Below are 13663 nucleotides of genomic sequence, written 5' to 3'. Positions count from 1 at the left end.
ACAATGAAGATTTCTGCAATCGTTCCCTGTTATAACGAAGATGAAAATCTAGATGCGGCCTACGAAGCCTATACCAAGGCGTTGGAACCCTATGAAGATTATGAAATTATCTTTACTGACGACGGGAGTACGGATCGATCTCTGGAGATGATTAAATCGTTCGCTGCGAAAGATGAACGGGTTAAATATATTTCTTTTTCCAGAAATTTTGGAAACTGTGCAGCCTTTCGAATTGGGTATCGTTACGCACGCTTTGATTGGTGTATCCAGTATGACTGTGACCTGCAGTCCCCACCCGAGGAGTCATACAAGCTTATCGAGAAAGCTCAGGAAGGATATGATGTTGTGTTTGGGATCAGGCGTGATCGTGATGATCCTTTTTATCGGGTCTGGGGAACGAAGATACAGCAGTTCATTGCGGAGCGCCTGTTTGCTATAGAAATTCCCATTGGTGCGTCCGTATTTCGTGTTATGCGGACGGCTGTTGCACGTGATGTGATTAACTATCCTGCACGAGCACAATATTTCATCGCGACAGTCCCCAAGGTGACACATAATTATACGTCGATTGAAACAGATCACCATGCCCGTCGGGATGGGGAGTCAAAATGGACGCTTTATAAAATGTTCCAGCATAGCTTTGATCTGTTTCTTGGTTTCTCGGTTATGCCCTTGATGTTTATATGGATATTGGCTGGTCTGGCTGTGATAATGGCGCTGGGCAGCCTGTTTCTTGATAGCGCAGGGTCGGCATTTTTAACGGCGCTTATCGCTGGGGGAAATTTGATCGGTCTGGGAATTATAGGTGAGTATATAAAGCGCCCGTTCAGTAGCAATTTGCCCTATAAACAGATCTATGTTCGGGAAAGCAATATCCCCGAGTGTCAGCAGGACTTCAATACAAGGGACCTTCTGGAATATGGTAAGGTAGCAAAGTCTGCTCCCGTCCTCGTTGCAAGTGGAGAGGGGAGTTGATAATGGATCAGCTGATCGAACAAACCCTTTCTGATGCAGCTTCGGCCAACGAAGTACTCGTGGATAAAGAGCAGGCAGGCGACTATGCTGCCAAAGATTATGCTCCCAGAGATTATGCTAAGGGCAAAACGGTTCTGATACTGGGCGCTAGCCCAGACCAGTTGCCATTATATTGGGTGGCCAAAAATGCAGGAGCTTACGTCATTGGTGCCGACGCCAATCCAGAGGCAATGGCGCGTCCCGTGGCGGATGAGTTCCTGTTACTTAAAAGCCGTGATGCAACAGATATCATCAAAATGTTGGGGGGGAGAAAAATAGACGGCGTTGCGTCACCGGGGAATGATTCATTCCACCAAACAATTTACGATCTGGCAGCGCATTATAATTTACCCAACCCACCCAGTAAAAAAGCTGTGCGTGCGTCTTGTGATAAAGGCTTCTTTTCTTCTTTGGCACAGGAAATGGGAATTTTTGCGCCGATGCATTGTGCATCAAAGGACTTTAAAACACTTGAGACCTTTGCCCATGATCGTCCGTTTCCGTTGATTGTTAAACCTGCTGACTCTTCTGGAAGTAAAGGGCTGACGTTTGTTACGGAGTTGGATCAGCTACGCAAAGGTTATGACAAAGCATCATCCTTTTCCCCTACTGGATTGGTCATTGTTGAAGATTATGTGGTTGGTGATCAGTTTGGGGTAGAAGCTTTCCGTTTCGATGGACGATGTGTTCTGTCTGCCGTTAGCCAGAGAGGGCATTCCGGCCCACCGGATTTTCTTGTTACCCAGCACAGGGTCGGGTTTCCGCTATCTGATGTTTTGGAGCAGGAATTACTTCCGTTAATTGAACGTATTGCCGATGCGTTGGATATCATAAACGGACCTCTTAATTTTGACATCATCCTCACGCCCGATGATCGCATTTGTTTTATTGAGATGGGGGCGCGTCTTTCCGGTAATGGTTTTCCAGCACTGGTGAGAGAAACTTATGGTGTGGACACGCAAGACTGGGTATTGCGTATGGCGCTTGGCAAACAAGTTCATGTTCCAAGAGGTTTTTTACGTCCCCAAAAATATGGTATCCAGCAGGTTATGGGGGCCGCTAGAACAGGTATTCTGAAAAGCATTACAGGGATGGATCGCTTGGAAGCCCATCCGGCGTGCAAACAACAAACGCTTTTCGTCCAACCAGGACAAAAGGTTTATCGGTTTGAGCGAACGATTGACCGGTTGGGTGTGGTGTTGCTGGCGCATGAGAACAGAGAACTCACCGAACAGGGCTTGTCCTGTCTTTTGTCCGACATATCGTTCGTAATCGATGATCAAAATAGCCTTGAACAAGTAAATATAGAGCCAGATATAAATGAAGCAGGAGTAGTGGTTAATGTCTAGATCTACCAAGTGGTCAATATTGTTTGGCATCTTTGCGGTTTTACTTGGGGGCTATGCCATCCTTTTTTTGCCATCTGATCGCGAGGTTAAAAGCCTGGGTATCTTTGTTTTCAAGTTAACGCCCTTTTTTCTGGCCGCTCTTGCAATATCCCTGTTTGATCCGGACCTATTCAAACGCCTGCGGGTAACTGTTCCCATCGCTTATTTTTGCTTTGCGGTTTTCTTTTTCTTCTATGTCCCCAAGATGTTTTTTGATATTGCATTCAGGGATGCAGGGAATGTTTATTACATGACCCTTTTGATGGTGCCTTTCCTAATTCTCTCTTTTGCGCTGATGTTTCGAATGGGGGGAGGATCAACGGGAACAGTGCTGAGAATTGCAATCGGTTTATTGATATTGATGTTGTCAGGTATCGAAGACCTCGCTTTTCTGACACTTAATCCACATGAAATCGGATCGAAATATAACCCGATACCCGAAGTGTGGTCATGGGCATCTCATATGAAGGTCAGGATTGGTCACTATCCGACCAAGAATGAGGCCTTTGTGTTTATCGGTGTGCATGTCGTACTGGCCACGATCATTGCCTTTTATCATTTTCGCTGGTTGCAGCCCATCGGACGTTATTTGGGTGTTTACGAAAACGTTGAACCGCAAACGGATCAACCATCCCGGGAAGCTTTCGCGAGATCATGAGCGATTATCGTATTCTGGTGACTGAAGACCCTACTGATATTTGTCAGGAATCTTGGGATGAGGTCGCTGGTAACAGTTTACACACAAGTTATAACTGGCAACGATTTTGGACCGAGGCTCAGGCACCGACCTGGCCGCGGAGCCGAACTGCGATGGTCCTGGTTTATCATGGGAACAAGATGGTTGGGCATTGTGGGGCCTATCGCTATCCTTATCCATTGCCTTTGCCAAGTTGCTGGCAGCGACGCATTGCACGGTCTCTCCTGTGGCCACTAAACCCGGTTAACTTTCACAAACACCCGGTAGTTCACCCGCAGGCTGATCCTGACAAGGTTATTCCGCTGTTACTTGATGGTGTTGATCAATTGCGTCGACGCTGGCTTGCCCCGACGGCCCGTTTTGTTCTTCTTGATCGGGAACGAGACAAACTGTTATTCCGATATTTAGAGGAAAAAGGGTATGTTTTCTCGCCGGGTATCACAGATACACATCTAGAGGTTAAGTGGTCATCTTTTCAGGATTATTTGCAAAGTGCGATGAAGAGCAAACATCGTAATTATCTTGCCAGATGTTACCGTCGCGCGATAGAGGCGGGAACGTCATTTGAGGTTCTTTCCGATCCTGCAGCCCATAGTGAGGAAATAATATCCCTGTTAAGGAATGTTGCCGATCATAACCGTAGCGAGACACTTTATGCGTCGAATTTTCTGCAAGCTGCTGAACAATTTCTTGGACGTGAAAACATTGTCGTTATTTGTGCCAAGGTAAAAGGGCGGATCGTGGCCTGTACCATTAACTACAGGGATCATGATAAGATAACTCAGAAATCATTGGGAATGGACTATGGCTTGTCTCAATCGCTCAATCTGTACCGACTGATTATTGCCGAGGGCATCAAGTATGCAATCAAGCATAAAATCAAATCAGTCGGTTGTGGTTTTAGCCAGTACGAGATTAAACGACGTTTGGGATTAGAACAAATTGAGACAACAACTGCGATCAAGACCTGGCCTTCAGGGTTGGCAGGGGTGTTTGCCTATCGTTCAGGTGCTATGAAGGTCACATCGGAAACGTCATCCGTCTCAAAGGCCGTCTCAAAGGCCAGCACGTGAGAGGCATTACAGCAAAAATCCGTTTGCTCAAAAACTCTATCCTGTTGATGAGTTCTATGGTCTTGCTTCGCTTTTTTTCTGCTGCGACGACAATTGTACTTACCCACTGGTTAACTCTGGAAGATTACGGACGTTTTTCCTATGGGCAGTCGGTTGCGTTGTTGGTGATGTTTGGTGTGTCAGTCGGGTTACCAACGTTTATTGTCAAAGATGTCTCGGCAAAGACTGAGCGCTCAGATGAATTGTTTGTAACGTGCCTGAAGTTGATCAGTATTCTGAGCCTTATTGAATGCAGCATTATTGCAATGCTTTTCCTTTTGGGTGAGTTCTCTCAAAGTCTTGCCAGTACGGTTATTCCCATGTCTATCGGTGGGGGAGCTCTCGCTGGGAATATGGTGATGCAGGCCTTCTTCAGGGCCTATGACCGCTTTGCCTTGCAGGCGGCCTTGCTCTCGCTTCAGGGGATCGTCATGCTGGTTATTTTATCACTGACAGCCGAGATTTTTGACAGCTCTATTGCTGTTGCCTGGGCTTTTGCTGGATGTGCGATTGTTCTCTTGGGGATACATATTGTTTTTGCTGCCCGTATTATCCGAAAGATTACTGGACGTTTAATCGTCTGGTCATCAGACGGTAAGTTTGGTGTGAGAGCACTGTTGCGTAAAACCATATCTTTCGGCCTCATTGACTGGGTTATGGCTGGATATCCTTTGATTATCGGCACAGGGTTACTCTTTTTGGGGGGGGAGGCCCTAGTTGGAATTTTTTACGCCGGCTTTGCTGTTTTTGGAGCTGTGTCCATTGCAGCCCTTGTTCTTGATCAGATATTCATAAGAGAAATTGTTCGATTGGATAAAACACAACAAGCAAAAATGAGCCGGATTTATATTTTTTCAGCTACACTGGCTGGTCTTTTCATCGGATCATCTCTGTTTTTTAGTGCAAATTTTCTGGCGAGCATTTTCTTCTCGGAAACTCAGCCGTCCCTTGTTGTGGTTTTAAAGGTGTTGTCAGTTGCTTTAGCCTTTCGATTTATCAGTTTGGCGGCTAGCAGCTTTGAGAGACTGAATGATGGGCAAAATAAAGTATTGTTATTCAATCTTTGTGGTGTTGGTGTGCTTGCTTTCGCGATGCCAACTGCTTTGCAGTGGGGATTGACTGGTGCCGCAACCTCAATGGTTATTTTTGAAGCCTGTTTGGCGGTTATTTTTGTTTGTCGTACATTTCTTATGGGGAGTGGTTATGTTGTTCCTTCGTCTAAGACTTTTTAAAGACTGTCGTCTCTAAAATCGTGTCATCACAGGCTCTCATAAGAACCGTTCTGCCGGGTGTTTGGCCTACCTTCCTTTTAGATAAAACCATAAATATCAAAGGATATAGAGATAACAACACACTGCATACAGTCGTCTGCATATTTATTGTTATCGCGAATGTGCGTTTGGTTGATGAACATAAATCAGATAATTAATTGATATTTATGTAATTTTAGTACGCATACAATGGTCTGTTTTGCTCTGGTTAACTCTTGTGGAGATATGTGACAAATTTTGTGGAGATGAATTTGATAGTCACTCTTAAATAGAATCGAAATATTGTACGAAAAAATAACGTAAAATAATGTTTTTATAGATTTTTTTTGAAATAAAAATTTTTAGTTTAAGGTGAAAATTTTCAGATTTATTCCAATATTTAATCTATCTTGTTGATTTTTAAGTTGTATATACTTGACCCTATTGCTGGGTATTAAGAGGAGTTGTATACAATATTCTTAAGACTGGTCATTGAATAGTAATTGCGTTAATCTCTCTTTAACTAATTCAACGTAATTTTCCTACATTCGCTCCCCACGTAGTCAGGGGTGGCTCCATAAATAAAGGTTTGTATGGCATTGCAAGGATGTCGTTTACAACTCAAACCGGATCAGATTTGTGACTGTAGTTTAGTGTGTTTGGGCACAAGCTGATTTTCTATTACATGGAGTGGGGTGCGTTAGAAGCTGGGCTTGGTCGTCTAGAGCTTTTTTTGAACGGGTTGACGTGTAGGGTGGTTGCGTCATTGGGTGGCTTTGTGTGTTTGGCCTGAACCTGTCGTTCAAAGCGTGTGGTAGCTCGTATGTGTGGTATTCGACAGCATGTGTTCTTGTCTGGTTTCAAACTGTCAAAGGCACTTCCTATTGGGGGGATCTAGCCAACGTGAAAACCATATAGAACAGGACGTAAGATCCTGGTCAAGATGACTAACCCGCAGTTTTTATAACTGTGATGTAAGTAAATTCAGAACGATATGCGATATGTAAGTGTGGGGTCGCGTTCTGGTTTTACAGCGTAGTGGTATACGTCACGTATGCGGGTGTCGGGGTAAGGAAGGATCGTTCAAGTGACACAGGTAGCAGTCACGGCTTGAGGAACGTTAAGGATTATCCGGGGGGATAAAAGCGTTCTGCCTTTGCTTCTTTTAAGGGGTGTTTTGTCGGGTTTTGTGGTTTTATTTTATTCCCTATGGCTTTTAACCGCTTGAAAGACAACCACAAAGCCCCGCAAATAAATTCCCAAATAAACCCCAAAGAATATTTCTCATTTTCATTTTTCACTTAATTTTATATCAACTTCTACAACACTCCAGAGAAACGTTACTTCCTTTGGCGTTTCTTTAGTTGCTAAGGGAAATACGCCGATATGAATGTCGCCGACCCTTGCGTCTTCTCCAATATAGTCCAGTGTTGTGTATTGTGGGCAGTAACCTTCGACTGTTTCATGGAAAAGATCATAAATTTTGCTGGGCGAGCGTTGCGTATCTATTTCACTTATTTTTTTGCCCGATTGCCCCGCGCGGGATATGTCCTGAATTGCGGAACCAATAATGCGATAGCGAAAATCAGTTCCGCCATCAAGAACATCTATAAGACAGGAGTTTCCAAGTAATTTTGGAATATTGATCGGATCCAACTCTTCCTTGGCAGGCAAATCATTATGACCACGCAGTTGGTTCCAGTGATCTCTTGCTTGATCAATTAAATACATATGCCGTCACGGAAGAAATATAATAATAGTTGCTGGATATAGATGCGAGTTCTCCAGGTAACTCAATTTTTTTATAGTATAGACAGGAAAAATTAATAATACCTAGCAATAGGATACGGTTGTTGATTTTGTAATTTTCCTTAAAGGCAAATTAATACTTTGTAGCAGAGAATTGACCGTGAAGATTTTTGTTGCGTTTGCTTACTGCCAATCTCTCATAAGGTCATATCATGCCAAAGATTTTGAACAAATCTTTTAACCTCACGGGTAAAATTTTAGCGTCGGTCGTTATTACTCTGGCCATCGGATTAACTGCCACGACAGCCTTTGTTGTGAAAGAAAGTCAGGATGCGATCCTGGATGTTGCCGAAAAACACGGACAGGAACTTGCTGGAAATATCGGCAGTCAGGTCAAGGCTGATATTGATGTGGCGATGACGGCATCGCGCACCATGGCTGAAACATTTCTGGCTTATCATCGTGCCGGGATTAAAGATCGAAACGTTTATCGGGAAGCACTTAAGGGTATTACGCAGAATAACCCTGATTTTGCCGCGGTCTGGAGTGGATGGGAACCAAATGCTTTGGACGGTAAGGATGCTGACTTTGCCAACACGCCAGAGAGTAATGCAAGTGGCCGTTTTATTGATTTGTGGTTTCTTAAAAATGCCACTGATTTAGGCGTTAGGGGACTTAACATTGATAAGGGTGAAACAGCAGATTGGTACGACGGCCCTAGAAAAGCCATGGCAGAGGTGATTACAGAACCTTATTCCATGGAATTGGCCAAAGATGAAGGAACTGAAGAATTCCTTGCGACTTCTGTTGTGGTCCCCTTAATTCAGGATGGGAAGTTTATCGGCACGGTTGGTATTGATTTTAACCTACGGGAAGTACAAGACAAGATTGCTGAAATTCGTCCTTATGACGAAGGCATTGTAACACTTATTACTAATAATGGCGTTTGGGCAGCCTATCCGGATAAGAAACAAATCGGCAAAGCGATAGAAGAAAGTTCACCGCAGCTAGAGGACTATAAAGCAGCTATTGCCAAAGGTGAGAATGCAAGCTGGATTAGTTATTCAAACGAACTAGGTAAAGAAGCTCTTTATGTCCTGGTACCATTGACTGTCGGGCATTCCAAAACGCCCTGGTCGATTGCAGCTATCATGCCGTTGGATAAGGTTCAGGAAGGCGCAACCAGTGTCCGCAATAACATGGTTGTTGCTGCAGTGGTCTTAACGCTTCTTATGGCTCTGATTATCACTGTTTTAATTACGGTATTGATGAGTAAGCCCCTTAAAAATATCACCAATGTTGTTGAAGTCTTGTCTCGGGATGAGACTGATGTGGAGATCAAGGATCAACAGCGGAGTGATGAAATCGGTGTCCTGGCAAAGGCGCTGGAGCATTTCCGTAACAAGCTCATTCAGGTTCGCGACCTACAGGCCGAGCAGGTGGAAAAAGATCGCAAAGCGGAACAGGAACGTCGTGATACGCTCTTGGGAATTGCAAATCAGTTTGAGGAACAGGTTCAGGGTGTGGTTGGTAATGTATCCAGTTCGTCCGATCATCTTTTAACATCGGCGGAAAGCATGTCCGCGGTGACGGATAATGTATCAAGGCAGACGACTGTTGTATCAACCGCTACGGAAGAGGCGTCGGCTAATGTGGCAACTGTTGCTAGTGCGACGGAAGAGCTATCGGCTTCTATTGGCGAGATTAATGCGCAGATCACCCGCGCGGTTTCGGTGTCACAAGAAGCGGTGCAAGAGGCAGATCGGGCCAATGCAAAAGTACAGGGATTGTCGGAAGCGGCCCTGAAAATTGGTGATGTTATCAAGTTGATCAGCGATATTGCAGAACAGACCAATCTGTTGGCCTTGAATGCGACTATTGAGGCTGCCCGTGCAGGTGATGCCGGTAAAGGGTTTGCCGTGGTAGCCTCCGAGGTTAAATCACTGGCGAACCAGACTGCCAAAGCAACCGAAGAAATCACAAGTCAGATTTCCGGTATTCAGGATGAAACAGATGCATCTGTCGAAGCCATAGGTGGTATTGGAAACACGATTTCGCAAATCAGTGAAATTTCCACTGTTATTGCCTCTGCAATGGAGGAGCAAGGCGCTGCTACACAAGAAATATCGCGTAATGTTCAAGAAGCCGCCGCAGGGACCAGTGAGGTCACAAGAAGTATTACCGAGGTGAATAGTAATATTGAAGAAGCTGGCAATGTTTCCCAATCCGTTTTGACAGCAGCACAAACCTTGCAAGATGATGCGGCGGTTCTGACGCGTCAGGTTGATGAGTTTATGAACCAGATCCGAGCCTCTTGAATACTGGTTAAGCACTGACCAAGCATTGGCCAAGGCACGGAGCGAGCAGCATTCTAAACTATGCTGCTCGCGTTCTCAGGCCATTCAATATTTTCTTTGCTGTGGTTCTTAAGGACATATCTCTTCTCGTTAAACGATTTAAGCGCGCCATAGAGTGCCTGATTCCAGGCTGAGGCTTTGTCTTTTGTTGATAGTTAATGACGTGAAAATTATTTTTGTATCAATACCTTAAGATAGGCGTGATCTGGTTTATTATTGTTATCCTCTCCCATATATAATCGTTTTTCATTACTGGTCGAATGACCCTGTTTAGTGACATATTTTTTCTTATTTAAGGGGTGTTATTCTATGGGTAATACATCCTTAAGTAATCCCGCGTAACGTGATAAGTAGTGAATGCTGATTGCAATAATAACGAGAAATTGCCGATGAGCAGTATCGATCTATCCGGAGATTTATCTGGGAGCCAAAACAATTCGCCTTTGTTTCAATCCATTTGGCAAACCGTTGTGGATGGCATGATCGTTATTGATCATCTTGGCATTATTCAAATGGTCAATCCGGCTACTCTCAGAATTTTTGGCTACGCAGAAGAAGAGCTTATTGGCGAGAACGTCAAGATCCTGATGCCCAGACGTTATAGCTCTGAACATGATCAGTATCTGTCGAATTTTATGGCGGGTGGCCCCAACAAAATTATTGGTATTGGACGCATTGTCGAGGGTAAAACCAAATCTGGCCGGGAAATATCCATGTATCTGGCGGTCAGCGAGCTGAAAGTCGGGGATAAGGTATATTTCACGGGAATTTTACGGGATCTGACAGAAAAGGTCAGGGCTGAAAGAGATATTATTGATGCGAAAGAAGAGGCCGAGCGTGCTAACCTTGCGAAGTCACATTTTCTGTCGTCCATGAGTCATGAATTGCGAACTCCCCTAAATACTATTCTGGGGTTTGCCCAACTTTTACAAATCACTGACGAGAAAGATATAAAATACGACCTTTATCAGGAGGCTGTGGAACATATTTTAAAAAGCGGTGATCATTTATTACGCTTGATTGATGATGTACTTGACCTTTCCAAGATTGAATCCGGAATTGTCGCCGTTTATCCAGAAGATATCGACGTATCGGAAATCGTAGAAGAATGTATGGATCTCACAAAATTTCTGGCATCCAGCCACAATGTCAAAGTGATATTCAAACCGGAAAATATCGGAAAAACATTTATCCACGCGGATAGATTAAGGCTAAGGCAGTGTTTAATTAATCTGATTAGCAACGGGATCAAATATAACCGAAACGATGGCTCTGTTTTTATCTCGTACAGAAAACTGAAAAGTTCCTTTGTCCGCATTAATGTGATTGATACCGGACATGGTATACCCCTTGAACTCCATGATAAACTCTTCACACCTTTTGATCGCTTGGGGCATGAAAACTCCATAATAGAGGGCAGCGGTGTCGGGCTTTCCATCACCCGAAAAATCATCCGAATGATGAAGGGTGATATTGGTTTTTCCAGTACTTGCGAAGGGAGCCAGTTCTGGATTGATTTACCTGTGGGTGAAGAAAATGAGAAATTTCATATAAGCGATGGAGAGTTGAAAAACTATATGGGGAAGAGACTTACTAAACCAGCGGGCCATGTTCTCTATATTGAAGACAATCCTTCCAATGTCGATTTGTTAAGAGGGATTATAAACAAGGTTTATCCTGATATGACAGTTGATAGCTGTCCCTCAGCAGAAAGTGGTCTTGATTATATTACAAACCATCGGTGCGATATAATTTTTATGGATATCAATTTACCGGGAATGAGTGGTATCGAGGCGATGAAGTGTCTTGAGCAACAACATCTTAAAGTACCGCCGGTTATTGCCATTACCGCAGATCTTTCCGAGCCGACGATGAAAAAGATCAAAAGGCAAAAGTTCAGTGAAACAATTACGAAACCCATTGATTTGATTGAAACGGTCAAGGTGCTGGAACGCCATTTATAATTCTAAAACCATGGTACAATTTTATAATGCGTGCAGTTTTATATAAATAACAGAGTAATATAGTGAGGTATTTTCCTGTCGTAGAAGAGGTGACATGAAGTTTCTCTATATTGAAGATCAACCATTGAATACACGTATCCTCTCCTTGTTTGTGGAACAGTTATGGGGGGAGAAACTGTTTTGTGCAGAAACAGCAGAAGACGGGTTTGATATGCTTATGGAGCAGGATTTTGATCTGGTTTATATGGATATCAATCTGCCGAAAATGAACGGTGTTGATGCGGTGAAATACATTCGCGATGTTTTGAAACAGCCCAAACTTCCAATTGTCATGGTGAGTGCAAATACCAGTGAGAATGTGATTGCCAAGTCTTATGAAAATGGATGCCGCGCTTATATCAAAAAGCCTGTGAAAATTGGAAATTTAAAGGAGATCACGGAACAGGTTTTGAAAACTGATGAGATTATCCCCTGCATCTAGATCCTGTCGCTGTTTCTTCGTTATTAACCAAGAACTGTATTCACACTAGTTGCCTAGGCGATAATTGTTTTCGCGATAATATAAAGCCCTAAAATAAGCAGCGCCATAAAGAGAAAGCGCCTGAACAGGCTTTCTGATAAGTGGGTTCTTATTTTCTGACCGATTATCATGCCAACCATGGTCGGTATCAGAGCCACACAGGAAAGAATGATAAGTTCTGTACCATATAAGGTTTCGTTCTTTTTACCCGGGCTTTCAATCGAGATCGCCCATATACTGATACCCAACCCCAAGGTCGAGAGACAGAAAAGAATTCCCATTGCCTGAACAAGAGCATCGCGGCGAAGGCCAATGGCTTGCAGATACAAGACACCGGGAACGACAAAAGAGCCTGCCATACCGGTGAAAATACCATTGATTGCCCCAAACACAGGGCCACACCAACGTTGCTTTTGTTTTGATAGATTCAGCTGTAACCCCAAAAGGCTGCTTGTGCCATACAGTACCAGAAGAGCCCCCAAGAGAATGGACAGAGTATCTGTTGGAAAGTTGGTGGCGAATAGAGCGCCAAGGATAATGAAGATACTCGCGAACAGGAAAAAGGACCAAAGTCGCCTGATCAGCTTGATGAAATTTCCCCCGACCAAGGCCTGCCATAGATTGGTGGTCAAAGACGGCACCAACAGCAAGATCATGGCACTGGAAAGGTCCAGAGTAACAGTCAAAAGTCCCAAGCAGATTGTTGGTAAACCAAGTCCAACAATACCCTTCACAGTCCCGGCGAGCAGAAACACGAGGAATATAACAACAATAGTTTCGGAGGCAGGCATCAGCTCAAACATCAGACGACCTTAACAAACTTTAGTTATTCTGTATGGAAGAATAAGTCAGCGGCAAAATGATAGAGTTTACGAAAACAAAGAAATTTTTCTTGGGTGCGTTTTACGTTGCATAAGGACGAGACCCAATTAGGGGCAGTCTTATAATTTTGTATGGTGCAACTTCCCTCTGATACAGGGGCAAGAACCCCCTGTATCTCATTACACGCTTCTTTAGACAGGTGAAGGCTATTCCTGTTTGGAAAAGTCCATAGTCCAGTTACCTTCCCAGGTTAGGCCGCCATCTGATGAAAAGGCTTGTTCCCAACGGGGCGTGGCCGTGGCGATACGGGTCCATTGAAAGCGAACCTTGATGGGGATACCGTTCAGGATATCATCAGCGAAGAAGGTTCCTTTTCCTCCTTCAAACCATCCTTTGACAGGAACATCCAGATTGTGTGGCGTACGATTGTCCAGCCACCAGATTGCCCAGATATCATTTTCAGGATCGTAAGTGCGCAAGGAAATCGCTCGATAAGGGCCATCGGGCAGATTGAGAAGATTATCATCCATATTACCTTGTCCGCCCAAAATGGGTTGCGCGTGCATTTGTCCCGAAAATTCCTGCCAGTCTTCACAACCGTAAAGGCGTTCTTTTAATCGCCTGTGGCGCACGTTCCATTTACCGAGGAGAAAGTCGAAAGCTGCGGCTTGTGGTTGTGTCATATTTTGTTTCTCTTATTTTTTTACCAGATTGAGGCATCGTGCCTGTCAGGTTATTGGGTTGATCTTGGCATATTCATTTGAAAAGCCTCTATGCCTGGGGAAGATAA

Annotated in this window: 11 protein-coding genes; 8 read left to right on the top strand and 3 right to left on the bottom strand. The window is 44.1% G+C overall.

Going from position 1 to position 13663, the window contains the following annotated elements; all coding sequences use genetic code 11:
- Positions 1-3: 3 nt before the first annotated feature.
- The 5 genes from BKB51_RS02360 to BKB51_RS02340 are packed head-to-tail and all read left to right on the top strand — an operon-like array spanning position 4 to position 5443.
- Positions 4-975, top strand: a complete 972-nt coding sequence (locus tag BKB51_RS02360; protein ID WP_085899486.1) for a glycosyltransferase family 2 protein — start codon at positions 4-6, stop codon at positions 973-975.
- 2 nt (positions 976-977) lie between these two features.
- On the top strand, positions 978-2363 hold the full coding sequence (locus BKB51_RS02355) for an ATP-grasp domain-containing protein (protein WP_085899485.1): 1386 nt from the start codon (positions 978-980) through the stop codon (positions 2361-2363).
- Positions 2356-3060, top strand: a complete 705-nt coding sequence (locus BKB51_RS02350) for a hypothetical protein (RefSeq protein ID WP_085899484.1) — start codon at positions 2356-2358, stop codon at positions 3058-3060. Before BKB51_RS02355 ends, BKB51_RS02350 begins: the two co-directional genes overlap by 8 nt.
- On the top strand, positions 3057-4172 hold the full coding sequence (locus tag BKB51_RS02345; protein ID WP_085899483.1) for a GNAT family N-acetyltransferase: 1116 nt from the start codon (positions 3057-3059) through the stop codon (positions 4170-4172). Before BKB51_RS02350 ends, BKB51_RS02345 begins: the two co-directional genes overlap by 4 nt.
- Positions 4169-5443, top strand: coding sequence for an MATE family efflux transporter (locus tag BKB51_RS02340; protein ID WP_085899482.1), 1275 nt, complete (start codon positions 4169-4171; stop codon positions 5441-5443). The genes BKB51_RS02345 and BKB51_RS02340 overlap by 4 nt, the downstream gene beginning before the upstream one ends.
- Before the next feature lie 1308 nt (positions 5444-6751).
- Here BKB51_RS02340 and BKB51_RS02335 read toward each other — a convergent pair.
- On the bottom strand, positions 6752-7192 hold the full coding sequence (locus BKB51_RS02335) for a PAS domain-containing protein (RefSeq protein ID WP_085899481.1): 441 nt from the start codon (positions 7190-7192) through the stop codon (positions 6752-6754).
- 230 nt (positions 7193-7422) lie between these two features.
- Here BKB51_RS02335 and BKB51_RS02330 point away from each other — a divergent pair, with 230 nt between their 5' ends.
- The 3 genes from BKB51_RS02330 (at position 7423) to BKB51_RS02320 (ending at position 12012) form a co-directional block, all read left to right on the top strand.
- The gene (locus BKB51_RS02330; RefSeq protein ID WP_085899480.1) at positions 7423-9528 is read left to right on the top strand and encodes a methyl-accepting chemotaxis protein; all 2106 of its coding nucleotides are present in this window, start codon (positions 7423-7425) and stop codon (positions 9526-9528) included.
- A 428-nt stretch (positions 9529-9956) separates the two neighbouring features.
- Positions 9957-11531, top strand: a complete 1575-nt coding sequence (locus BKB51_RS02325) for a PAS domain-containing hybrid sensor histidine kinase/response regulator (RefSeq protein WP_085899479.1) — start codon at positions 9957-9959, stop codon at positions 11529-11531.
- A 94-nt stretch (positions 11532-11625) separates the two neighbouring features.
- Complete coding sequence (locus BKB51_RS02320) at positions 11626-12012, top strand: response regulator (RefSeq protein ID WP_085899478.1); 387 nt, start codon at positions 11626-11628, stop codon at positions 12010-12012.
- A gap of 53 nt (positions 12013-12065) precedes the next feature.
- Here the strand turns inward: BKB51_RS02320 and BKB51_RS02315 are convergent, their stop codons facing one another.
- Entirely contained in the window at positions 12066-12854 is a 789-nt protein-coding gene (locus BKB51_RS02315) for a sulfite exporter TauE/SafE family protein (RefSeq protein ID WP_198946603.1), read from the bottom strand.
- 225 nt (positions 12855-13079) lie between these two features.
- Positions 13080-13556 (bottom strand): DUF1579 domain-containing protein, encoded by a 477-nt coding sequence (locus BKB51_RS02310; RefSeq protein WP_085899477.1) that lies wholly within the window; start codon positions 13554-13556, stop codon positions 13080-13082.
- Positions 13557-13663: the final 107 nt, after the last annotated feature.

This window comes from Kiloniella majae (assembly GCF_002118315.1).
Taxonomy (GTDB): domain Bacteria; phylum Pseudomonadota; class Alphaproteobacteria; order Kiloniellales; family Kiloniellaceae; genus Kiloniella; species Kiloniella majae.
Note: the sequence above shows the minus strand (reverse complement) of the source record. Positions and strands in the feature narration are given on the sequence as shown.